Below are 23,397 nucleotides of genomic sequence, written 5' to 3'. Positions count from 1 at the left end.
CCTGCCGACCCACGGAAACCCACCCTAACATCCGCAGCGCCAGCCCGCGGATAACACGCCCGAGTGGAGTTACTGAGCGACCGTGACCGACGTCGCACCGTGGCCGGTGCCGTACTGCCCCGGATGACCGCCGTTGATGAGATCGTGCAGGGCAAGGATCGTGGTGATCCGCCCGGGGGCAGCGTCTACATCGTCGACCGTGCTGATGGTGGCCGCCATCCCGGCATCGGCCCGGGCCACCGCGACGGCCGCGGCGCCGGTCGAGGAGCCGTCCCGACCGGCGAGCACGGTGCCGGACCCGTGCGGCGCCAGCGCCGCGGCGAATCGCGCCACGCTGGCGCCCTGGTTGCCGGCATCGGCGGGCAGCGCGCCGCCGGTGATCACGATGGCGGCGTTTGCTGCGCCGATGTGATCGCTGGGCTGATAGGTGATGAAGCCGGTTTCCCGCAGGGCGCCCAGCACGGTGTCGCGCTGGGCGTCGTCCACTCCCGGGCCCGCCGCCGGGTCCGGTTTGGCACTGGTCAGCAGGGCGATCCCGAGCAAGTCCCCGGCCTGCGATCCCTGGTCGACGAGCTTGGTGCTCAGTTGCGTGCCGGGCGGCAGGACGGTCGAGTCCACCACCGAGCGCAGCTTCTCCGCGGAGTTGGCTTCGACGAACTCCTGGGTCAGCGACACGGTTCCGGGCACCGAGCCCCCGGCCTGCGCGACGATCTTTGTCACCGCGGCGACGTCGTCGTCACTGGCATCCGGAGTCCGGAAGATGATCACCGATTTCCCGGCAAGAGCGTCATGGACGATGCGGCCCAGCATCTGATTATCGAAATCGTTTGCTGCGCTAAGTTTCTCGTTGAGAGCGTTGCACTGATCATTGAGAGTGCCGATATGCGTATAGAGATCGCGCTTCTCGTTACGCAGACTCGACAGCAAGGTGTCCGAGAAGAAGCCCGAACCCAGCACCACCCCGATCGCCAGTGCCAGAAAGACAGCCGCCAGCGAGATCGCGTGTTGGCGTAACGAGATCATAGAAGCACCGTCCTCGAAAAGTTAGGTGACCAGGTGCTGCACCCAAAGGGAGAAGCGGTTCCAGTAGTCGACGATCCAGTGCACCACCACCCCATCGGTGCGTGACACCCACAAGACAACGATGATGGCGATCAGCATCGTCAGGGCCAACAACGCAATCGCCCCGGCCGAAATGTGGTTGCGGTACAGCGTTGCGACGGCTTTGGCGTCAACCAGCTTCTCCCCCACCCGCAGCCGGGTCAGGAAGGTCGACGGGTTGCTCTGCACCCGGGTGCGGTCGAAGAACGTCTCGATGTTGGCGTTGTGACCGGCGGTGACCAGCAGCGCCGCGCCGTGGTGATCGGCTAGCAGCAGCGCCAGATCGGTGGCCGAGCCGGCGGCGGGAAATGTCATCGCACCGACCCCGAGATCCTGGATCCGCTCGAGCCCCGGGGCGTGGCCGTCCGCATCGGCGGGCAACACCACCTGGGCACCGCACTTGAGCACCTCGGTGCTGATCTGGTCGGGGTCGCCGACGATGAGCTGCGGCCGGTAGCCCGCCTTGCGCAACACGTCAGCGCCGGTGCCGACACCGACCAGAACAGGCTGGTACTCCTTGATGAACGGCTTCAAAGACTTCAGATCATCGGCGGCGCTCGGCTCTTCGGCGACGATCACCACGTGCCGGCGGCGCATGTCGACGTCGATATCGGGAATGCCGATTCCGTCGATCAACAACGGGCTTTCGCTGCGGATGAACTCAATTGTGTTGCCGGCGAACGCCTCCAGGTGGGCAGCCAGTCCGCTCTTGGCCTCCCGCATCAGATCGGCAATGTCATGATCGGTGCGCTCGGTGCCGCGGATCAGCCGCCGGTCACCCGAGTACACGCCGCCCTCGTAGAGGCGGACCTTGGACCCGTCCTTGACCTTCTTGAAGATCTCCGGCCCGGTCTCGTCGATGAGGGTGACGCCGTTGTTGACCAACACCTCGGGGCCCAGGTTGGGATAGCGGCCCGAGACCGACGACGAAGCGTTGACGACGGCGGCCACACCGGATTCCACCAGCGCGTCTGCGGTAATGCGGTCCAGGTCCAGCGCATCGAGGACCACGATGTCACCGGGACACACCCTGCGCAGCAGTCGGTCGATATTCCGATCAACCCGGGCGGTGCCGATCAAGCCGGGCCGAGCGGTGTTACGGGACAGAAGCGCAGACATCTTCATGGGGGCGATTCTGTCGGTGAAGCGCGGCCTAGGCGGGGAGGCGCGCCGTAACATCAGCCCCATAAGTTATATGTCGTCACACCTGTCACAACCCCATTGCGGGGTTGTTCGCCGAATTGTTGCCGTACTTCAACAAGACAGCGACGCGCGCTAACTAATCGCCGGCTAATCCTTGTCGTTCCGCGCGGTATCGAGCAGCTCACGGGCATGCGCACGACCGCTGTCGGACTCCCCGAGCCCGGCCAGCATCCGGGCCAGCTCGCCGACGCGCTCATCGTCGGAGAGCCGCCGCACCTCGCTGGCACCGCCCTTGGTGCAGTGCACCATCAGATGCACGTCGGCGTACGCGGCGACCTGCGGCAGGTGCGTGACGACGATGACCTGATGAGTGCGCGCCAGCCGCGCCAGGCGGCGCCCGATCTGGACTGCCGCCCAGCCGCCGACGCCGGCGTCGACCTCGTCGAAAACCATCGTGGCGCCGGCCGCCGATGCCGCCAGCACGACCTCGAGCGCCAGCATCACCCGGGACAGCTCGCCGCCGGACGCGCTCTTGGCCAGCGGCAGCACCGTCATTCCACGGTGCGCCGCGAAGCCGAATTCGACCAGGTCGACGCCGTCACCACCGGCGCGCACCCGCTCACCGGTCGGCAAGGTCAACGCGGCGGCATCGTCCTCGTCAGCCACCTCGACGCCGACGGCGATGGTGAATTCGGCATCGGCCATCGCCAAAGCGGACAGCTCGGCGGTGACCTCCTTGGCCAGCCGCTTGGCCGCCTTGGCCCGCGTCTTGCTGAGCTCGGCCGCCGCCTGCGCGACTTCATGCTCCAGCTCGCCGGCACGGCGTTGCAGCGCTGCCAGACCTTCCTCGGACACGTCGAGTGCGGCCAGCCGGGCGCGTGAGTCCTGCGCCCACGCCAAGACCCCGTCGATGTCGGCGGCATACTTGCGGGTCAGCGTGCGCAATTGCGCTTGGCGAGCCAGCTTGGTGTCCAAAGCGCTGGCGTCGGCCGGTAGGGCATCCACATAGGAGCCGAGTTCCCCGGCCGCATCGGAGACCACCGCCAGCGCGTCGCTGACCTGCTTGGCCAGGGCCTGCAGGGTGGCGTCGTCGCTGGATTCCAGGGCCGCTCGGGCCCGGCCCAGACACTCGGCGGCACCGGTCCCGAATGCTTCTTCCGATGCGCCCGACAACGCGGCGCGCGCCGCCGACGCGGCCTCGCGCAGGGTGTCCAGCTCGGAGAGCCGCGCGATGTCGGCCACCAACGCGTCGTCTTCCCCGGGCTGCGGGTCGACGGTGTCGATCTCGTCGAGCGCAAACTGCAGCCGATCCGCCTCCTGGGCCAGCTCTCGGGCCCGGTTGCGGCGGTCCAGCAGATCGCGTCGTGCCGACAGCCAGGTGTCACGCAGCTTGCGGTAGCGCTGTAGTGCGCTGGCGCTGGTCGCAAAGCGGTCCAACGCCCCGCGCTGTTCCTCGGGCCTCATCAGCCGCAGCTGGTCGTTCTGCCCATGCAGGGCGAGGAGTTCGTTGGTGAAATTGCTTAACGACTTGGCCGGCACGCTGCGCCCGCCCAGATACGCCCGCGAGGGACCGGAGCTGCTGACCGACCGCAGCGCGATCACGCTGCCGTCCTCGTCACGATCTGCCCCCGACGCGTCGAGCATGTGATCCAGGTGTGCGGTCGCGCTCTGGTCGAGATCGACGGTGGTGAAACGGCCCTCGACGATCGCGCGGTCAGCACCCGAGCGAACCCGGTTGGCGTCGGCGCGGGCACCGCCGAGCAGGTGCAGTCCGGTGACCACCATCGTCTTGCCGGTGCCTGTCTCGCCGGTCAGCACGGTCAGGCCACGATCGAACTCCGCGGTCGCGGCGCTGATGGCGCCAAGCGATTCAATTCGTATCTCGGTCAGCACAGGTGCGAGCCGCTATTTCCCGCGCCAGCCGGTTACCGGCAGGCGGAACTTGTGAACCAGGCGATCGGTGAACGGCGCGCTGTCCAGGCGGGCCCACTTCACCGGGGTATCGCAACGGGTCACCTCCAGCCGGCTGCCGGCCGGCATCAACATCTCGCGGCGACCGTCGCAGAACACCATGGCGTCGTGCCCGTCCGGCTCGATCTCGACGGCGATCGTGGCTTCGGGGCTGGTCACCATCGGCCTCCCGAACAGGGCGTGGGCGTTGTTGGGCACCACCAGAATCGCTTCCAGATCCGGCCAGAGCACCGGACCACCCGCCGAGAAGGCATAGGCGGTGGATCCGGTCGGAGTCGACACCAACACCCCGTCACATCCGAACGCCGACACGGATCGCCCATCTATTTCGACGACCACCCCCAGCACTCCCAGCCGGGGCCCCTTTTCCAGGCTGACCTCGTTGAGCGCCCATCCCTTTTCGAGGTCGCAGCCGGCCTTGCGCACGACGACGTCCAGCGTCAGGCGTTCCTCTACCCGGTAGTCGCGCGCCACCACATGGTCGAGCACCCGGTCGATGGCCTCGGCCTCGGCTTCGGCCAGGAAGCCGATCCGCCCCAGGTTGACGCCGAGCACCGGAATCTGCGCGTTGCGGGCCAGCTCAGCGGCCCGCAGGAAGGTGCCGTCGCCGCCGAGCACCAAGACCAACTCGCAGCCGTCGGCGGCGCGCGGATCCGCGTCAACCACTTCGATATCGATGCCCAAGGCCCGCATGTCGTCGGGCGCCAGATGCAGCGACCCCCAGTCTACCGCCTCCGCCGAGAGCACCCGAAGGGCAATACCGTTGTCACCCAGGACCTTCTCAACCCGTCGTGCGGTTTCAGTGGCTTCGTCGCGCCCGGTGTGGACCACCAGCAGGACGGTACGGGTGGCGGTCACTGCGGGCCTCGTTCCGCGTGCCCGGCCGGTTCTCGGCCCGGACCTTCGGCCACGGCAGTTTGGATCGCATCCGAGAGCGTGTCATCGGACAACGGCCGATCGGTCTGGGCGCGCAGCCACAGGAAGTATTCGACGTTTCCCGACGGACCGGGCAGGGGGCTTGCCGTGACACCGACGGTGTGCCAGCCCAGCTCCCCGGCGCGCCGCGCGACCGACAGCACCGCCCCGGCGCGCAGGGCGGGATCTTGCACCACTCCGCCAGCATCGACCTGGCCCTTGCCGACCTCAAACTGTGGCTTCACCATCGGAACGATATCGGCGTGCGGCAAAGCACACGCAGCCAGCGCGGGCAACACCGTGGTCAGCGAGATGAACGACAAATCGGCCACCACCAGGTCGACCTGCCCGCCTATGGCCGCCGGGGAAAGATCGCGAACGTTGGTCCGCTCGATGACAATCACCCGCGGATCCGTTCGCAGTGACCACGCAAGCTGGCCGTACCCGACGTCGGCGGCGACCACCTCGGCGGCGCCGCGGTCCAACAGCACCTCTGTGAACCCCCCGGTCGACGCGCCCGCATCAAGACAGCGACGGCCGTGCACGTCAATGCCGAAAGCGTCCAAGGCACCGATCAGCTTGTGGGCTCCGCGTGATACCCAGCCGCGTTCGCTGTCGGCAGCAACCGTCAGCGCGGCCGTAGCCGCCACGGCGGTGGCCGGCTTCACCGCCGGCAGGCCATCGATACGCACTTTGCCGGCGCTGATCAATTCCGCGGCCTGCTGGCGGGAACGTGCGAGTCCCCTGCGCACCAGCTCGGCGTCAACGCGGGTACGCCGTGCCACGCCGCACTCAACCTTTCTCCGCCGACTCCAAGGCCTGCAACAACACGTCGTGTGCCTCTGAAAGGCGACGGGCAATGTCTTCCAGCTCAGCCAGAGACGGCCCGTTTGCACCATCCGCGACCTCGGGCAATTGAGCGAGTAGCGATTCGATTTCTGTGCGAATTTGGTCAGGATCAATAGTCATCGGACTCCCTACGCTAGTTGGCCGCTACTCGCTGTGCACCAGGGACCAGCGGTGCAGGCCCTCCCACGCGTGGTCGTCACCGCCGTTCACGGTGAACGGCCGGCCGTCGAACTGGGCATCCCACACCGCGCACGCGACGGCACGGACGATCGACAGATCGTCGCCCGCCTGCTCGCCGTTGGCACTGACCGTCACCGCCGCGCCGTCGACCTGCACTCGCCAGCCGGCCTGCGGTGCTACCGCCAACGTGGCGCGGTCCTGGCGCAGCGAGCGCAGGTCATGGCCGATATATGTGGGCCGGCAAACGGGATCGGCATGCACCGCATCCCGTGCGCTGCTGACCCCGGTGAGAACCATGAGACTGGGCAACCCGGCGGCGTTGGCCCCCTCGCTATCGGTGTCCAGCCGGTCGCCGATCACCAGCGGAGCACGGAAGTCGCCACGCCCCACGGCGTCTTTCATCAGTTGTGGCCCGGGCTTGCCCGCCACCTGGGGCTGTGCGCCGGTGGCGGTTCGCAGCGCGGCCACCAACGATCCGTTGCCCGGCAGCAGACCGCGCTCGGTGGGCAGCGTTTTGTCGACATTGGCGGCCACCCACAACGCGCCGGCCCGGATGGCCAGCGCCGCCTCGGCAAGCTCGGGCCACCCGATGGTCAGGGAAAGCCCCTGGACGACCGCATCGGGTTGGTCCTCGAAACGGCGCACCGGACGCAGACCGGCCGCGCTGATTTCGTCGGCCAACGCGTCGGCGCCCACGACCAGTACCTTCGAACCCGGTGGCAGGGCGGCGGCCAGCAGATGAGCGGCACTCTGAGCGCTGGTGACAACGTCTTCGCTGGTGGCCGTGAAGCCGAGCTCGCGCAAGTGCACCGCGACCTCGCCGGCGCTGCGCGACGCATTGTTGGTGACGAACAGCTTGCGCGCCGTGACCTCATCCAGCGACTCAACCGCGCCTTCGGTGGGCTGGCTGCCGCGGAACACCGTCCCGTCCAGGTCGATCAGCAGGCAGTCATATTCCTGCGCAATGTTTTTCACCGCTACTCGGACAGTTCGTCGACTCGGTCCTCGGCGTCGGTGACGCCTTCGCTATCGGCGGCCGCCGAACGCAGAAACCAATGCAACGCCTCGTCGCGACGGCCGAGCGCCAGCAACGTGTCGGCGTAGGCATAGAAAAGCCGAGCCGCGGTCGAGCCGGTCCGGTCCGGATCCAGCTGCGGTGTGGACAACAGGGTCAGCGCCTGCTCCAGCTGTCCAAGATCTGCCCGGGCCCCCGCGGCGACAATCCGCAACTCGTCGGCGTCGTCACCGCTGAGCTGCGTCGCTTCGGGACCGCGGGCCAGATCGATGGCCCGTTGCGGGCGCCCGAGGCCACGCTCGCAGTCAGCCATCAGCGCCAGCAACGCGGACTTGCTGCCCATCCTGCGCGCCGCTCGCAACTCGGCCAGGGCCTGACCCCAATCACCGCAGTGATAGGCCGCGATGCCGACGGCTTCACGAACCACGGCGATCCTGCTGGAGCGCGCCCGAGCCGCACGCGCGTGCGCCAACGCAGCCTGCGGGTCCTCATCGAGCAGCTCTCCGGCTGCCACCAGGTGGCGGGCGACTGCATCAGCGGTCGCCCGATCCAGGGTGCTCAATTCACGCCGGATCTCGGGTGCCAGTTGCTTGGCGTCCACGCCGGGCGGCGCCGCCGGACCTTCCGGCCGCGAGCGGGTCCCGTCACCGGATGCGTTTTGCGGCTGAGCCGGACGCGCTCGGCCCGGGCCCGACCACGAACCGTCACGATCCCGCCGTGGACCGCGCCGTGGTGCATCGCCCGACGCCGATCGCAGTCGTCGCTGCCCACCGCGACCGTGCCTGTCGTCGACCACTCGCTAGAGGTTACGGGCACGCCGGGCAGGCTCACAATCAGCCCGGATGGGCCCAGTGGGTCAGGCCTGCAGCCGGTTGGGCAGCAGGGGGTAGATCACCGCTGGGCAATAGGTCGCTATCGCGACCACGGTGAACGCGGCCGCGGTCTCGCGGGGCATCCCGTTCTTGTCGACCATCCTGGCCACCACGGACTCGAACGTCCCGTTTGGCTCCACCGCCATCGGGCACACCGACCTGCCCATTGCCATGGCTGCGGCGGGCTGACTGTAGGAGATGCCGGCGTTGTTCAGAGCCGTCAGGAAGGCATTGCCCATCATGTCTGCGTGTATCGGAGCCGCCACGGCCGCCGACACCCCGAACACCCCGGCGGTCAACGCCAGGAATCGAAGGGCCAGCGCCGGTCCGCCCGCGCGGCAGGTCCGTGGTGCACCGTCTGACTGCTGTGTCATCACCCGTTTTCACCTGTCAGTCGTGGAGCTCCGGACGCACAAATCACCGTGTGACAACAGTGCTCAACGACAGTCACATTCACGCCTCGGTGGGGTAAAGGTTTGCACACTAACGCGTTTTGCCGCAGGTGGTGAGGGGGCCAGGCGCTAGGACAGCCGCTCCTTGTCCCCCAATCGGGGGACAAGGAGTATCGGGCGGTTGGGGGAGCCGAATTTCCCCTTCCAATCAGCTGGTTGTGGGATAGCAGCGGCGTCGCGCCCCCCGCAGAATGGTTTTCAGCGCGGGAACGAAACAAGAGAACGAACCCGCTACCAGCACCGCAACTAAGTAGACCAATCGGCGGGGGCCTCTTTCGCCCCCATCCCCCCCAAGTATTGAGGCCCCCGCCGAACCCCCCTTCACCCGAAGGGCAGCAACTAAATAGACCATCGGCGGGGATCTCATACGCCCCCCAAGTACTGAGATCCCCGCCGAACACCACTTCGCACAGCAGACAGAGAGAGCTCAGCGCTCATCTGATCCCCGACTGCCAGCGGGGTCTCATCGCCGCCCCCCTCCCCCCGCGATGAGATCCCGCTGGATCTTTTTCAGCGACTTTTCATGGCCCCTGTGCCGGCTCCAACTGAGTAGCGTGAAGCAATGCCCAAACCTCCCCGGCTTGGTACGCGGCAGTTGCCCCAAAAGCCGAACGGTCCGGATTGGTCGCACTGGCCGGTTCGAGTCCTCGGGCACGCCGACCCCACCACGATCGGGCATCGAGCCGGTACTCACCGGACCATTTCTCCCGATCAAACCTGGCAGGCGGTCCAACCGCTGCTGGCGCAAGCCGGAATCACCCGAGTCGCCGACCTGACCTGGCTCGACGATCTCGGGATTCCCACCGTGCAGGCGGTGCGCCCCGCCTCCCTGACCTTGTCGGTGAGCCAGGGAAAAGCCACCACTTACCGGGCCGCTCAGGTGTCGGCCGTGATGGAGTCCCTGGAAAACTGGCACGCTGAAAACGTCACGCCCACCATGTTGGCAACGCCGGCAAGGGATCTCACGGCGGAGCTGACCTACGACCCAGCCGACCTCAACCGGCCGGCAGGCAGTCTGTATCACCCTTCGGCCAAGCTCGACTGGATGGTTGCGACAACTTTGTTGAGCGGCCGACGGACCCTCGTGCCGTGGCTGTCCACCGTGGTGAATGTCGCTGTCAACGATTCCTGGGGACCTCCGATGTTCGGCATGGACACCACCGGATTGGCTTCGGGCAACAGCTACCACGAAGCGACAGTGCACGCGCTCTACGAGATTATGGAGCGCCACGGCATGGCCACCGCCGAGCCCGGATCGACCCTTTTCCATGTCCCCCTCGAGGACGTCGCCCGCTCCGACTGCGCCGAATTGGTCGAAATGATCCACCAAGCTGGAAGCGAAGTGCAGGTCGCTCGCATCGACACGTGGGACGGCTTCTATTGCTTCGCCGCCGAGCTGACGTCGCCGATGTTGGAAGTTCCGTTCAGCGGCAGCGGACTTCACCATGACCCCAATGTCGCCCTGTCCAGGGCGATCACCGAAGCCGCACAATCGCGCTTGACCGCCATCAGCGGAGCCCGCGAGGACCTGCCCTCAGCGATCTACCACCGGTTCGCCCGGGTTCACAGTTATGCGGCGGTGCACCGATCCATGCAATCGATGCCCGACGCCGAACCCACCGCGTGGCACATCGACTACACCAACTCGCTGGGCGAGCTGCTGGCCACCGCAGCGACCGCGGTGACCAAACGTTCTGGCACCGAGCCGCTCGCGGTCGTCTGCGAATTCGCCGACGCCTGCGTTCCGGTGGTGAAGGTGATAGCCCCCGGTTTGTCCGCTTCGATAGCCTCGCCGATGCGAACCCCGCTGCAGGAGCACCAGTGACATTCACGACAACCGGCGGACGGATCGTCGTCACGGCCGGGCCCACGATCAGCGACGACGACGTGCACGCCGTGGTGCCCCACGCTGAGGTGGTGCCGCCGATCGCGTTCGGCCACGCTCTTGGTTACGGGCTGCGGCCCGGCGATGCGCTGCTCATTGTCGACGGCTTGTTCTTCCAGCAGGCATCGGTGCGTCACAAGGAACTGCTGACCCTGATCTCCGACGGCATTCGGGTCGTCGGTTCGTCCAGCATGGGAGCATTGCGAGCCGCCGAGCTGCACCCGTTCGGTATGGAGGGTTACGGCTGGGTTTTCGAAGGATATCGGGACGGGCTGCTGGAAGCAGACGACGAGGTGGGGATGGTGCACGGCGATCCCGAAGACGGTTATCCCATCTTCGTCGATGCGCTGGTCAACATTCGGCAAACCTTGGCGCACGCCGTCGAATCCGGTTTGCTACCAGCAGCTTTAGCGGATCAGCTGATCGACACGGCCCGCAGTACACCGTTTACCCAGCGGACCTGGAATCGCCTGCTGGACACCGTTGGCGCCGGCGAGAGCCAGAATCTGGCAAAGCAGTTGAGGTCTCTGCGAGTGGACATCAAACACGCCGATGCGGTGCTCGCGCTTCAAGAAGTGCTCCGCGGTCAAGCCAGTACCGCCGTGCGGCCCGGCCCAGCCCCGACCGTGTGGTCGGAGCGCTGGCGGCAACGCTGGTCACCGCCGACGCCGGTGGCTTTGGACGCCGCGGAGAGCGCCGAGCCCGCGATCGACGCCATTGACGTTGCCGATATCGACGTACTTTCGCTGCTGAGCTTGTGCGCCAGCGATCGGTGGGCCTACCTGCCCGCATTGGAGCAGGTGGCCGCCTGGCACTGGAGTTTGAACCACCCCGACGCCAGCGGCAACGTCGGTGACCGGGCCGCGCTAGCTGCCGCCGAAGTCCCCTGCGACAGTTATCAACTCTCGCTGGAGACGGTCGCCCACCACTACGCATTGGCAACCGGCATCATCGACGACGCAGGTTTTCCCGAGCACGTCAGGGCGCATTGGCTGACCGCCGAAGAAAATTCCGCCCTTGGCGACGACGCGGTTGCGGTGTCTGCGCGGCTGACTACCCGCACCTTGTTTTTCGCCCGATCCCTGCCTGCCGTCGCGCATTTCCTGGACCTGCTGCGCGGCGACCCCCGGCTGCCGGAATGGCGCCTCATGGCCGCACGCGCGGTGGCCCGCCGCGATGAGCTGGCTCGTCAAAAACCACATTTGAACCTGCGTCGCCCGGATCCCGCACTGCTCAAGCAGCTGTTCGGCACGATATGGGGCACCCCGGTGGATCGGGTCGAGTTGGCCCAACGTGGCTTGATGACCGAGGACGCCTTCTACACCGCCGCCACTGTCTACGCGGTAGCCGCTGCCGACGGCCAGTTGCCAGCCATCGAGGTCGGCTGTCTGGGGCCCGTTCAGTCACGCCAGTCACCTCCGGCCCACTAGCGACTCTCGGGCGGAATCTGCTACCGAATTGGCGTCCAGCGGGACGCCGATCCGTATTCGAAAAATCCAGATATCCAACGGAGTCTCGCTATACAATCATTCACTTCCGATAATTCGGATTGCGTGAAAATCGGCGCGAAATATTCACCGAGTAGTGAATTGATGGGAGTAAAGCGTGTCATTTTTGATCGCGGCCCCGGACATGGTGGCAGCGGCGGCAACCGATCTTGCCAGCATCGGCTCGACTATCAATACCGCCAATGCCGCCGCGTCCGCCCTGACTACCTCGGTGGCGGCGGCGGCCGCAGACGAAGTATCCACCGCCGTCGCACACGTATTTGACACCTACGCGCAGGAATACCAAACCTTCGGTGCCCACATGGCGGCATTTCACGACCAGTTCGTCCAGACCCTCAAAACCGGCGCGCTCGCGTATACCGGCGCCGAGGCCGCGAACGCATCACCGCTGCAGGAACTACTCAACGCGGTCAACGCCCCCACCCAGGCACTCCTGGGCCGCCCATTGATCGGCAACGGCACCGATGGTGCTCCCGGAACCGGCGCCGACGGCGGGGCCGGCGGATTGCTGTGGGGCAACGGCGGCAACGGCGGCTCGGGAGCCGCCGGTCAAACCGGCGGCGACGGTGGTGTCGCCGGTCTCATCGGCACCGCCGGCAACGGTGGCGCCGGCGGCATCGGCGCGGCGGGTGGCATGGGAGGCGCCGCCGGGCTGTTCGGCGGCGGTGGCGTGGGTGGCGTGGGCGGAGCGGGCGCCGCCGGAGGCGGCGGCGGCACCGGCGGCCTGCTATTGGGCGATGGTGGTGCCGGCGGGATGGGCGGCGTGGGGATGGCTGGCGTCAACGGCGGTGTCGCGGGGCAGGGCGGCAGCGGCGGCCACGCGGTGCTGTTGGGCAATGGCGGCGCCGGCGGGCAGGGCGGCACCGGCATGGCCGGAACCGACGGGACCAACCCCACCCCGACCGGGACCGCGGGAACCGGGGCCTCGGGTACTCCTTTCTCCGGAGACGGTCACGCCGGTTCCGGCCACACGGGCGATAACGGCGCACCAGGTGAGAACGGCGGCACCGGAGGAACCGGCGGCGAAGCGACCGGCGCCGGGGGAATCGGCGGCACCGGGGGTAACGGCGGTGCCGCGGGCTCCGGAGGCGCCAACGGCGGCGATGGTGGGGTCGGCGGAGCGGCGACGGACACATTTGGCTTCGACAACAACCAAGGCGGCAACGGCGGCAACGGAGCCAACGGCAGTGGCCCCGGCGGCGCGGGTGGCGCTGGCGGGGACGGGGGCGCCTCGACAGCGGGCGGAGCGGCCACCGGCGGCAAGGGCGGCCATGGCGGCAACGGCGCCGCCAGCGACCTATCCGGCGGCAATGGCGGCGCGGCCGGCGCCGGTGGCAACGGCGGGAACGCCGGGCTGCTCGTCGGCAATGGCGGCGCAGGGGGAACCGGGGGTGTTGGCGGCTCCGGCGGCACGGGTGCCGCGGGCGGCGCCGGAGGCGCTGGCGGAGACGGCGGCACCGCGACTGGAAACTTCGACCCCACCGGTACCGCCGCCCAGGGACAAGAGGGTGGGGACGGCGGCTCCGGCGCCGACTCGACGGGAATCGGCGGCAACGGCGGCAACGGCGGCGTGGGCGGTAACGGCGGCAACGGCGGGCGGCTACTCGGCCTGGGCGGTGCCGGCGGCGACGCCGGCAATGGCGGTGTCGGGGGTACCGGCGGCGCCGGTGGCGCCGGGGGCGCCGGTGGCCATGGCGGCAACGCGACCAGCGGTCAGCTGAGTCAGGGCGGCAACGGCGGCAACGGCGGCGGCGGCGGCAACGGCGCGGACGGCGGCGATGGTGGTGCTGCCGGGCTCAGCGGCGGAAATGGCGGCCAGGGCGGGTTGATCGGGGTTTCGGGAGTGGACGGCGCGGCCGGAATCGGCGGCCGAGCCGGTGCCGGTGGGGCCGGTGGCGCCCTCGGGGCCGGCGGCACCGGTGGCATCGCCGAGGGTCTGATCCACGTCGACGGTGACGCTGGGCTCAACGGTGTGGCAGGCACCTCCGGCAACGCCGGCCAACACGGCTAGACCTAACGGTCCAGCTGCGACTACCACCGGGGGCCGCCATCTCGGACGTGCGGGATCGCAGCTAGAACCGGATCGGCGCGTCACTGCACGACACCGCGCCCGGCGCGACCAAGATCGCCGAGAACCAGCGGGTAGCGCGCGGCCGCCCGCCGCTAGGGGCTTCCGCCCCTATCCGTTACCTCGGCTAACTGGTTCGATGGTTGAGGTGGGTCCAGCAATCGGGCTTGATCACGGCATCAGGATGGATGCCGCGCCCCCCGGTAGGCCGCGGTGGCCACCCAACTCGGCGGTCAAAGTTGACGCAACGGATCTTCTCGAGTCGCCGCAAAACAGTGAGCCCCCGTGCGCACCTTCGCTGCTCTCTGCGCGGCGGGGACCGGGTCAGCTGACGCCAGCGCCGCCTCGACCCAACCAGTCGCTGGATGGCCGGGAGGAGAGACATGGACTGCCCGAATTGCTCGACACCACACCCTGAGGCGGCACGCTTCTGCTCTCGTTGCGGCACCCCTTTGCATCCCGCCATTCAGAGGTCCCGGCACTTCGCTGCCCACCCCGAAGAACCGGTGCGTTCGCTGGCGGTGGTGAGCACCCTGATGCCGCACCTGGCCGGGGGACGCCACCACATCTACCGGGGCGCTATCGGGCTGGCGCTGGTGGCGGCGTTGATCGCCGCCGCATTCGGAATGCTCTCAGTCGCACTGATACTGGCCGCCATTGCGCTGCCCGCGGCGGTACTGACCTATATGCACGACCACGACTTATGGCGTGGCGAGCCGATCAGCGTTCTCGGCTTGGCCCTGCTGACGTCTCTGGCACTCGGTGTCGGGGTCGGGATGCTCGAACACCACCTCACCAAGCCGGTGCTGCTGGCCGCGCCGCGACATCGGATGCCGACCATGGCCCAGGTCCTGGAACTGGGCATCCTCGTCCCGGCGGTGACCTTTGTCGCGGTGCTGATTCCGCCTGTGCTGGTGACCGCCCGCAGCGCCTTCCGGCACTCTGTCGATGCCGTAGCCATCTGCTCGCTAAGCGGGGCCGCGTTCTCTCTAGGCCTGAGCGTGGCCATACAACGCGGCGCCTTCTCCCACCTCGGGGCTACCGCCGGGGATCCAGCTCACGTCGCGTTCATCGCCCTGACACTCGGCTTTTGCAGCCGATCATCTTCGCTACCGCCGCCGCGATGGCGCTGGTGCCGCTGCGCGGGGTCGGCGTCAATACCGTCTCGGGACTGGCCAAAGGTTTGGCGCTGCTGGTGCTTTACGGTTTGGCCACCGTCCTGCTGGCCCCCTACGGCACCCGTGGCATCGTGCTGACCACCTTGGCAGCGCTGGTGCTGGGCGCGGCCGGACTGCTCGGCGTGCGTTACGCGCTGCATGTCTCGCTGTTGGCCGAAGCCCAAGCGGCCCTCACTGGTGCCGCCACGTTGGCGCGTGCCCCTGGCACCCGCCAGGTCTGTGCCCACTGCGGCGCAATGATCGAGGCCGAGGCCGCCTTCTGCCAGGTCTGCGGGACAGCCACGGCCGCGCTGGCCCGCCACCCCGCCCCCGACGATGGCAACACCACTGTCGATGTGGGGGCAACAACCGCTGCCGAACCAGCAGCCGTGATGCCCGCGACCCCGCCGCGCACTCCCCCGCCGCTGCAGTTCCCCGGCAACGGAGTGCAGGTAGGGCACCGGCTGCGACCGGTCACGGTCGCCGCGGTCATCGTGGTGATCGTCCTGATCGCCGCGGCGGTGACCGCATTGATCGTCTTGAGCGGCACCACCGGCCGGACCAAACTGCCGCCGATGCTGCCCGGTGGCCATGCTGAGGCGACAGCGCCGGCGGGGTCCGGCCTCTCCCAACCCGTCAACCCGCCAACGGCTCTCCCGCCTGCGGTGCGGGGTGCACGACTCACGCTGACCTCGGCGAATGCGATCGCCATCGCGGACGGCATCTCCATCACACCCGCGCCGGGCTGGACGCTGACCGACCGGGGTCCGAACTGGGTGACACTGTTCGACCCCAACAACACGGCGGCGATACACGTCACGGTCAAACCAGCCGACGGCACCGATGCCGCCGCGGTATTGCAGGGCGATGTCAATCAGTTGATCAGCGCGCCCTCGACCGGTTTGACCAACGTGAACGTGATGGGGGCACCCACCAGGGCTCCGGCGTTGTTGATTAGCAGGCTTGTGAGCTGGGGAATTGTGGATTGAGGAGGTCTAGGCGGCGGTTGGCGGTCAAAGCGGTGATCCGGCAGGCTTCGGCGATGTTGTCGGCGCCGTTGAGGCGGTGCAGATTGATCGCGGTGTTGCGTAGCGTTGCTAGGACCTGTGCGCCGTTTCCGGTATGTGCCCTTTGACGGTCTTCGTCGAAGGTGACGTCGCGTATCCAGTGCAGGCTGTTCTCGATTCCCCAGTGTTGACGCATCCAGGTCATGATCGCGGTAGGGCGGGCGTGCTCGAAGGGCAGGCTGCAGATGGCATAGACCACCTCCACGCTGCGCTGGTCGGTGGCGGTGATCAAGCGTTCACGAGTGATCCGGATGATTTGTTTTGCGTAGGGGAAGCCGATTCCTCGTGCAGCGGTGATGATTTGCGGGGTGCGGGTCTCGACACGGCCGTGGCCGCGGGAGTCGTCGGTAGCGGCTGTGGGCACCTCGGCCCAGGGCAGCGCGGTGATACGCGCAAGTATTTTGGCTTGGTTGGACTTGACGATCATCAGGTAGTGCGACTTCAAGGTGGCGCAGATCAACTTCGCGGTGACGACCTGGGTATGCATCGCATCCACGGTGACCAGCCACCGCAAGCTACCCGGCAGCAGCGTGAGCAGGGCACGTACGCAGGGAATTTCATTGCTTTTCTCGGCGACAGCGAGTTGACCGAGCACCAATCGGGCACGGTGGGCGAACACCGACACGAGATGCGTGGCTGTCGCTTTGGCGCGTAAAGCACCACGCAGCATCTTGCCGTCCAACGCGATCGGCACCAATCCACTGGGGTCGCGGCTGGCCACGTGTGCAGTGAAGTAACTGCCCATCCTGGCGTTGAGGTCGGCGGGGTCTAGCCGAGACAAAACAGCGCGGAAGGTCTTCTCACTGGGCCGCCGGAACCGGACCCCTAATTGGGCCAACACATCATCGGGAGCGGTGGCCGCCCATGTGGCAAAACCAGCATAGCCGCGCATCCCCGCGGCAGTGGCCAGAACCGCGATCGCCAACAAAGCCATCAGCGAATACCTCCGACCGCGTGGGCCCCTCGGGTCTGGCATCGAGGCCAACACATCGAGAAACTCCGATCCGATGAGCTCGCTGCGCTCACCAGGACTCCAGCGGTCGAACACCTCTGGAACCGACGACACACGCAATACTGAAACGGTAGGCACGGGCAACTCCAGACCAACGACGAACAGTAACCAACTCGATCGTTCTCCAGATAGCCCGTGCCTACACTCCGGCCCCAATAGCGCGGCACCAAAGATCATCAACCCAGCTCACAAGCCTGCTAATCAACAACGCCGGAGCCCTGGGGCACCCACGACCAAGACCCTGCAGAGTGAGAAATTCCAGCAGGCAGCGTCGATGAACTACACCGCGGATTTCTCGGCACAGCTGGGCATTACCCACCTCATCGGAGTGTTCATGGAGTTGTTGAACACCTCGAACCATCAGTCGGCGTTCATCGACTACCGGGAGACCAGCGACGTGAGCGCCAGCTATGTGGGTGCGGCCCAGATGATGATTGACTCCATGCTCTGAACGCGCGAAGGCAACCCAGACTGTCGAAGTGCGACGCAGTGCCAATGACCGGCCATGCCCGGAAACACGCCGCGATGTGCGCGCGATAACCAAAAAAAACAAATTCATCCGATGGTGGTTTTAGAAAATGTGTGCACATGAACACAAGAAAAGGCCGTGAGCAATTCATCATAGGGTGAATTCGAGAGGCCCGCCCGGTTGGTCTAAATTGACCATTGCGCTGAAATCGCAGCAATAGAGCGCGTATCTTTATATCGTGTTGCAGTCGGCTGTCGTGGCCATTCTCGAGGGCGCCGTCGGCAATTTTTTTCCTGGGGCGTCATGAACCGATGGGAGCGCACTGTGTCGTTTGTCATCACAGCGCCGGAGCTGATTTCGGCGGCAGCAACCGATCTGGCCGGGATCGGTTCGACGATCAGCGCCGCCAATGCGGCGGCGTCGGCGTCGACCACCGCGGTCGCCGCCGCGGCCGCCGACGAAGTGTCGACCGCCGTGGCCACGTTGTTCGGGGCACACGCCCAGCAATGCCAATCGCTGGGTTCCCAGATGGCCGCATTTCACGACGACTTCGTGCGGATTCTGGCCAGCGGTTCAAACCTGTACGCGACGGCCGAAGCCACCAATGCCTCGCCACTGCAACCACTGCTCGACCTCATCAATGCGCCCACCCAGGCCATCCTTGGGCGTCCGCTGATCGGCAACGGCTCCAACGGCACCTACCCCGGACAAGACGGCCGAGACGGCGGACTCTTGATCGGCAACGGCGGCAACGGCGCGGCCGGCGATTTCGGCCAAGCCGGCGGCGGCGGTGGGTCCGCGGGGCTATTCGGCGATGGCGGTAACGGTGGAACCGGCGGCGCCGGTTCGGCCGGGGGCAATGGCGGCACCGGCGGGCTGCTGTTCGGCAACGGCGGCAACGGCGGAATGGGCGGCACCGCCACACTCGGCTTCAACGGCGGCATGGCCGGAGCTGGAGGCAACGGTGGTAGCGCCTTGCTGTTCGGCAGCGGCGGCGCCGGCGGACAAGGCGGCACCGGTGTGGCCGGAACGAACGGCTCCAACCCCCTGGTCTTCGACACCGCAAACTCCGGCGCAGCCGGCCAAGATGTGACCACCACCGACGATCCCGCCGCCAACCCCCTCACCGGGGGCAACGGGTCGGAAGGCGCCGCGGGCAGCACCATCCAAAACGGCGGCGTTGGCGGGCAGGGTGGCGGCGCAACCTCCACCAACCAGAACAGCGCCTTGGGCGGAGAGGGCGGCAAGGGCGGCGACGGCGCCAATGGCGGCATGGGCGGCAACGGCGGCAGCGGGGACACCTCCGGTCAGACCGATGCGCCGCAGCCGTCGGCCACCGGCGGAAATGGCGGCAACGGGGGCGATGCCCAGGTTGCCGGTGGTGCCGGCGGCGCGGGCGGCTGGGGTGGCGACGGACATGCCAACCAGAGTGACGCCGTCGGTGGGGTCGGCGGGCGCGGCGGCGCCGGATTCGCCAGCAGTGCCGCCGGCGGCGCCGGCGGCACGGGAGGGACCGGCGGCCAGGGCGGCAATGGCGGCCTACTGTTCGGCAACGGTGGTACCGGAGGCGTCGGGGGCACCGGAGGCATGGGTGGCGCCGGCGCCGCCGGCGGAACCGGAGGCGATGGGGGTAACGCCGGATTCGCCATCGGCGGTAGCGATGGCACCGCCACCGGACAACAAGGCGGCGATGGCGGCTATGGAGCAGACTCGACCGCGGTCGGCGGAACGGGCGGGGCCGGCGGCACTGGCGGTAACGGCGGAAACGGCGGGTGGTTGATCGGTTCCGGTGGCGCGGGTGGAGTCTCGGGCACCGGCGGGGTCGGCGGCACCGGCGGTGCCGGCGGGATTGGCGGCAACACCTCATCGTCCTCGACGGCATCCGTTGCCGGCGAGGGTGGTCACGGCGGCGACGGCGGCGACGGCGGTAATGGCGGCGCGGCCGGCGCGGTTGCCGGTGCGGGCGGTCGCGGTGGTTTGATCGGTGCGGCTGGCGGGACCGGCTCGATCGGGGCCGGCGGCGCAGCCGGGACGGGAGGCGCCGGCGGCGCGGGCGGCGCCGGAGGTGCCGGAGGTACCGCCCAAGGATCCGGGGCCAGCGGGGGTACGGGCGCAAACGGCCACACCGGTCTCGATGGGGCGCCGGGCCAGCCGGGTTGATTCCGGCCCGCCCAGGGCTCCGGCGTTGTTGATTAGCAGGCTTGTGAGCTGGGTTGATGATCTTTGGTGCCGCGCTATTGGGGCCGGAGTGTAGGCACGGGCTATCTGGAGAACGATCGAGTTGGTTACTGTTCGTCGTTGGTCTGGAGTTGCCCGTGCCTACCGTTTCAGTATTGCGTGTGTCGTCGGTTCCAGAGGTGTTCGACCGCTGGAGTCCTGGTGAGCGCAGCGAGCTCATCGGATCGGAGTTTCTCGATGTGTTGGCCTCGGTGCCAGACCCGAGGGGCCCACGCGGTCGGAGGTATTCGCTGATGGCTTTGTTGGCGATCGCGGTTCTGGCCACTGCCGCGGGGATGCGCGGCTATGCTGGTTTTGCCACATGGGCGGCCACCGCTCCCGATGATGTGTTGGCCCAATTAGGGGTCCGGTTCCGGAGGCCCAGTGAGAAGACCTTCCGCGCTGTTTTGTCTCGGCTAGACCCCGCCGACCTCAACGCCAGGATGGGCAGTTACTTCACTGCACACGTGGCCAGCAGCGACCCCAGTGGATTGGTGCCGATCGCGTTGGACGGCAAGATGCTGCGTGGTGCTTTACGCGCCAAAGCGACAGCCACGCATCTCGTGTCGGTGTTCGCCCACCGTGCCCGATTGGTGCTCGGTCAACTCGCTGTCGCCGAGAAAAGCAATGAAATTCCCTGCGTACGCGCCCTGCTCACGCTGCTGCCGGGTAGCTTGCGGTGGCTGGTCACCGTGGATGCGATGCATACCCAGGTCGTCACCGCGAAGTTGATCTGCGCCACCTTGAAGTCGCACTACCTGATGATCGTCAAGTCCAACCAAGCCAAAATATTTGCGCGTATCACCGCGCTGCCCTGGGCCGAGGTGCCCGCAGCCGCTACCGACGACTCCCGCGGCCACGGCCGTGTCGAGACCCGCACCCTGCAAATCATCACCGCTGCACGAGGAATCGGCTTCCCCTACGCAAAACAAATCATCCGGATCACTCGTGAACGCTTGATCACCGCCACCGACCAGCGCAGCGTGGAGGTGGTCTATGCCATCTGCAGCCTGCCGTTCGAGCACGCCCGCCCTACCGCGATCATGACCTGGATGCGTCAACACTGGGGAATCGAGAACAGCCTGCACTGGATACGCGACGTCACCTTCGACGAAGACCGTCAAAGGGCACATACCGGAAACGGCGCACAGGTCCTAGCAACGCTACGCAACACCGCGATCAATCTGCACCGCCTCAACGGCGCCGACAACATCGCCGAAGCCTGCCGGATCACCGCTTTGACCGCCAACCGCCGCCTAGACCTCCTCAATCCACAATTCCCCAGCTCACAAGCCTGCTAATCAACAACGCCGGAGCCCTGCCGGCCCGCCCTAGTCCGGCTTTCCGGGCTCCGACGACTGCTGCGCAGTTACCGGCTACTCATCGGACACTTCCTTGACGGCCAAATCCATTGGGCCCCTGCGCCTTCACGGTAGACGGCCGAGGCGTGCATGGCTAGTCAAAATCAGTGGAAACCCATTGATAAGGCCACCGAATCACGTCCCACAATTGGGGGACAACGACTTCCCACAACCGGCGGATTGATTTCATATATCACAAATATTGTTTTAAACTATCCGCGTCCATAAAGATATCTGGAACAGAATACTAAAATACGATTCTGTTTTAGGCAATTCACACCGAAGATTGGGAATTTTGACGTGGCCATTGAACTGCTTTTCCGCGAGACCGAGACCACCTACTCGGCCTTCTATGCCGGCCTGAGCGCCGACGAGGTCGTTGAGTGAGCTGATCGCTCGAGACGCGCTGTCACGGTGGGGATCGGTTGATCGAGGGGTATTGATCCCCACCAAGGCACGGCCCGCCACCCCTCGGAAATGCCTGCCAGCCAACATCATTGCCGCGTGCCATGGAGTACGGACCCGGGCGGGCGGCAACGAAGTTCTATCCGCTGGACACACCGGCGCCGTTGCGCGGCACCGACGCGACAGCCGGGCTTCGAATTACCACGAGGCGCGCCGCGCGGTTATCAGTCAATTATCGGGTGTCCACCGCGCTGGGCGCCCCCGGCTTGGTCCCCCACCCAGGGCTCCGGCGTTGTTGATTAGCAGGCTTGTGAGCTGGGTTGATGATCTTTGGTGCCGCGCTATTGGGGCCGGAGTGTAGGCACGGGCTATCTGGAGAACGATCGAGTTGGTTACTGTTCGTCGTTGGTCTGGAGTTGCCCGTGCCTACCGTTTCAGTATTGCCTGTGTCGTCGGTTCCAGAGGTGTTCGACCGCTGGAGTCCTGGTGAGCGCAGCGAGCTCATCGGATCGGAGTTTCTCGATGTGTTGGCCTCGATGCCAGACCCGAGGGACCCACGCGGTCGGAGGTATTCGCTGATGGCTTTGTTGGCGATCGCGGTTCTGGCCACTGCCGCGGGGATGCGCGGCTATGCTGGTTTTGCCACATGGGCGGCCACCGCTCCCGATGATGTGTTGGCCCAATTAGGGGTCCGGTTCCGGCGGCCCAGTGAGAAGACCTTCCGCGCTGTTTTGTCTCGGCTAGACCCCGCCGACCTCAACGCCAGGATAGGCAGTTACTTCACTGCACACGTGGCCAGCAGCGACCCCAGTGGATTGGTGCCGATCGCGTTGGACGGCAAGATGCTGCGTGGTGCTTTACGCGCCAAAGCGACAGCCACGCATCTCGTGTCGGTGTTCGCCCACCGTGCCCGATTGGTGCTCGGTCAACTCGCTGTCGCCGAGAAAAGCAATGAAATTCCCTGCGTACGTGCCCTGCTCACGCTGCTGCCGGGTAGCTTGCGGTGGCTGGTCACCGTGGATGCGATGCATACCCAGGTCGTCACCGCGAAGTTGATCTGCGCCACCTTGAAGTCGCACTACCTGATGATCGTCAAGTCCAACCAAGCCAAAATACTTGCGCGTATCACCGCGCTGCCCTGGGCCGAGGTGCCCACAGCCGCTACCGACGACTCCCGCGGCCACGGCCGTGTCGAGACCCGCACCCCGCAAATCATCACCGCTGCACGAGGAATCGGCTTCCCCTACGCAAAACAAATCATCCGGATCACTCGTGAACGCTTGATCACCGCCACCGACCAGCGCAGCGTGGAGGTGGTCTATGCCATCTGCAGCCTGCCCTTCGAGCACGCCCGCCCTACCGCGATCATGACCTGGATGCGTCAACACTGGAGAATCGAGAACAGCCTGCACTGGATACGCGACGTCACCTTCGACGAAGACCGTCAAAGGGCACATACCGGAAACGGCGCACAGGTCCTAGCAACGCTACGCAACACCGCGATCAATCTGCACCGCCTCAACGGCGCCGACAACATCGCCGAAGCCTGCCGGATCACCGCTTTGACCGCCAACCGCCGCCTAGACCTCCTCAATCCACAATCCCCCAGCTCACAAGCCCGCTAATCAACAACGCCGGAGCCCTGGTCCCCCACCAAGCCGCTCTCCAATCAATTCCAGTTTGCATTCACGGTAAGCCGCGAATAGCCGAGCCGCAGCGCCCAGTGCTTTGAGAAATGCTGGACTATGCA

Annotated in this window: 19 protein-coding genes and 1 pseudogene; 10 read left to right on the top strand and 10 right to left on the bottom strand. The window is 66.6% G+C overall.

From position 1 onward, the window contains the following. Window positions 1–69: 69 nt before the first annotated feature. The 9 genes from MPSD_RS12595 to MPSD_RS12555 all read right to left on the bottom strand — a co-directional run bounded on the left by MPSD_RS12595 (window position 70) and on the right by MPSD_RS12555 (window position 8,420). The gene (locus MPSD_RS12595; RefSeq protein ID WP_020787620.1) at window positions 70–1,023 is read right to left on the bottom strand and encodes a copper transporter; all 954 of its coding nucleotides are present in this window, start codon (window positions 1,021–1,023) and stop codon (window positions 70–72) included. Window positions 1,024–1,044: 21 nt separating this feature from the next. Continuing rightward, window positions 1,045–2,226, bottom strand: a complete 1,182-nt coding sequence (gene steA, locus MPSD_RS12590) for a putative cytokinetic ring protein SteA (protein ID WP_012394242.1) — start codon at window positions 2,224–2,226, stop codon at window positions 1,045–1,047. A 165-nt stretch (window positions 2,227–2,391) separates the two neighbouring features. Beyond that, complete coding sequence (recN, locus tag MPSD_RS12585) at window positions 2,392–4,137, bottom strand: DNA repair protein RecN (protein WP_020787621.1); 1,746 nt, start codon at window positions 4,135–4,137, stop codon at window positions 2,392–2,394. A 12-nt stretch (window positions 4,138–4,149) separates the two neighbouring features. Continuing rightward, the gene (locus tag MPSD_RS12580) at window positions 4,150–5,073 is read right to left on the bottom strand and encodes an NAD kinase (RefSeq protein WP_086085424.1); all 924 of its coding nucleotides are present in this window, start codon (window positions 5,071–5,073) and stop codon (window positions 4,150–4,152) included. After that, a complete protein-coding gene (locus MPSD_RS12575; RefSeq protein WP_020787622.1) occupies window positions 5,070–5,915 on the bottom strand; it encodes a TlyA family RNA methyltransferase in 846 nt (281 codons plus the stop codon). The genes MPSD_RS12580 and MPSD_RS12575 overlap by 4 nt, the downstream gene beginning before the upstream one ends. Before the next feature lie 7 nt (window positions 5,916–5,922). Beyond that, entirely contained in the window at window positions 5,923–6,099 is a 177-nt protein-coding gene (locus MPSD_RS12570) for a hypothetical protein (protein ID WP_012394238.1), read from the bottom strand. Window positions 6,100–6,123: 24 nt separating this feature from the next. After that, a complete protein-coding gene (locus MPSD_RS12565; RefSeq protein WP_020787623.1) occupies window positions 6,124–7,134 on the bottom strand; it encodes an HAD-IIA family hydrolase in 1,011 nt (336 codons plus the stop codon). 2 nt (window positions 7,135–7,136) lie between these two features. Further along, on the bottom strand, window positions 7,137–7,970 hold the full coding sequence (locus tag MPSD_RS12560; protein WP_174524103.1) for a tetratricopeptide repeat protein: 834 nt from the start codon (window positions 7,968–7,970) through the stop codon (window positions 7,137–7,139). A gap of 60 nt (window positions 7,971–8,030) precedes the next feature. After that, window positions 8,031–8,420: a DUF732 domain-containing protein gene (locus tag MPSD_RS12555; protein WP_012394235.1), complete on the bottom strand. Its 390-nt coding sequence runs from the start codon at window positions 8,418–8,420 to the stop codon at window positions 8,031–8,033. Window positions 8,421–9,060: 640 nt separating this feature from the next. On the opposite strand from MPSD_RS12555, the gene MPSD_RS12550 reads away from it, so the two are divergent. The 6 genes and pseudogenes from MPSD_RS12550 to MPSD_RS29265 all read left to right on the top strand — a co-directional run bounded on the left by MPSD_RS12550 (window position 9,061) and on the right by MPSD_RS29265 (window position 16,105). After that, window positions 9,061–10,323, top strand: a complete 1,263-nt coding sequence (locus tag MPSD_RS12550) for a YcaO-like family protein (RefSeq protein WP_086085423.1) — start codon at window positions 9,061–9,063, stop codon at window positions 10,321–10,323. Further along, on the top strand, window positions 10,320–11,813 hold the full coding sequence (locus tag MPSD_RS12545; protein WP_086085422.1) for a TfuA-like protein: 1,494 nt from the start codon (window positions 10,320–10,322) through the stop codon (window positions 11,811–11,813). Before MPSD_RS12550 ends, MPSD_RS12545 begins: the two co-directional genes overlap by 4 nt. 175 nt (window positions 11,814–11,988) lie before the next feature. Beyond that, window positions 11,989–13,902 carry a PE family protein gene (locus tag MPSD_RS12540; RefSeq protein WP_086085421.1) on the top strand — a complete coding sequence of 638 codons (1,914 nt, stop codon included), beginning with the start codon at window positions 11,989–11,991 and terminating at the stop codon, window positions 13,900–13,902. 422 nt (window positions 13,903–14,324) lie between these two features. After that, window positions 14,325–14,384: pseudogene (locus tag MPSD_RS30535) on the top strand (hypothetical protein); the annotation flags it as partial. A gap of 99 nt (window positions 14,385–14,483) precedes the next feature. Beyond that, entirely contained in the window at window positions 14,484–15,215 is a 732-nt protein-coding gene (locus MPSD_RS31045) for a hypothetical protein (protein WP_235065919.1), read from the top strand. Window positions 15,216–15,373: 158 nt separating this feature from the next. Then, window positions 15,374–16,105, top strand: a complete 732-nt coding sequence (locus tag MPSD_RS29265) for a hypothetical protein (protein WP_476703748.1) — start codon at window positions 15,374–15,376, stop codon at window positions 16,103–16,105. On the opposite strand, the gene MPSD_RS12530 is transcribed toward MPSD_RS29265, so the two are convergent. Continuing rightward, window positions 16,071–17,273, bottom strand: coding sequence for an ISAs1-like element IS2404/ISMul1 family transposase (locus MPSD_RS12530; RefSeq protein ID WP_420811907.1), 1,203 nt, complete (start codon window positions 17,271–17,273; stop codon window positions 16,071–16,073). The two genes, MPSD_RS29265 and MPSD_RS12530, sit on opposite strands and share 35 nt — an antisense overlap. Window positions 17,274–17,469: 196 nt before the next feature. Between MPSD_RS12530 and MPSD_RS12520 the strand changes: the two genes are divergently transcribed. The 4 genes from MPSD_RS12520 (at window position 17,470) to MPSD_RS12490 (ending at window position 23,272) form a co-directional block, all read left to right on the top strand. Next, window positions 17,470–17,646, top strand: coding sequence for a hypothetical protein (locus MPSD_RS12520; protein ID WP_020787629.1), 177 nt, complete (start codon window positions 17,470–17,472; stop codon window positions 17,644–17,646). 342 nt (window positions 17,647–17,988) lie between these two features. Next, on the top strand, window positions 17,989–19,824 hold the full coding sequence (locus MPSD_RS12515) for a PE family protein (protein ID WP_086085909.1): 1,836 nt from the start codon (window positions 17,989–17,991) through the stop codon (window positions 19,822–19,824). A gap of 155 nt (window positions 19,825–19,979) precedes the next feature. Continuing rightward, entirely contained in the window at window positions 19,980–21,182 is a 1,203-nt protein-coding gene (locus MPSD_RS12505) for an ISAs1-like element IS2404/ISMul1 family transposase (protein ID WP_420811906.1), read from the top strand. Between the two features lie 887 nt (window positions 21,183–22,069). Then, the gene (locus MPSD_RS12490) at window positions 22,070–23,272 is read left to right on the top strand and encodes an ISAs1-like element IS2404/ISMul1 family transposase (RefSeq protein ID WP_420811871.1); all 1,203 of its coding nucleotides are present in this window, start codon (window positions 22,070–22,072) and stop codon (window positions 23,270–23,272) included. The last annotated feature ends 125 nt before the right edge of the window (window positions 23,273–23,397 follow it).

Source organism: Mycobacterium pseudoshottsii JCM 15466 (assembly GCF_003584745.1).
In the GTDB taxonomy this organism is placed as follows: domain Bacteria; phylum Actinomycetota; class Actinomycetes; order Mycobacteriales; family Mycobacteriaceae; genus Mycobacterium; species Mycobacterium marinum.
The sequence above is the reverse complement of the archived record's forward strand: the minus strand, read 5'-3'. Positions and strand labels throughout refer to the sequence as shown.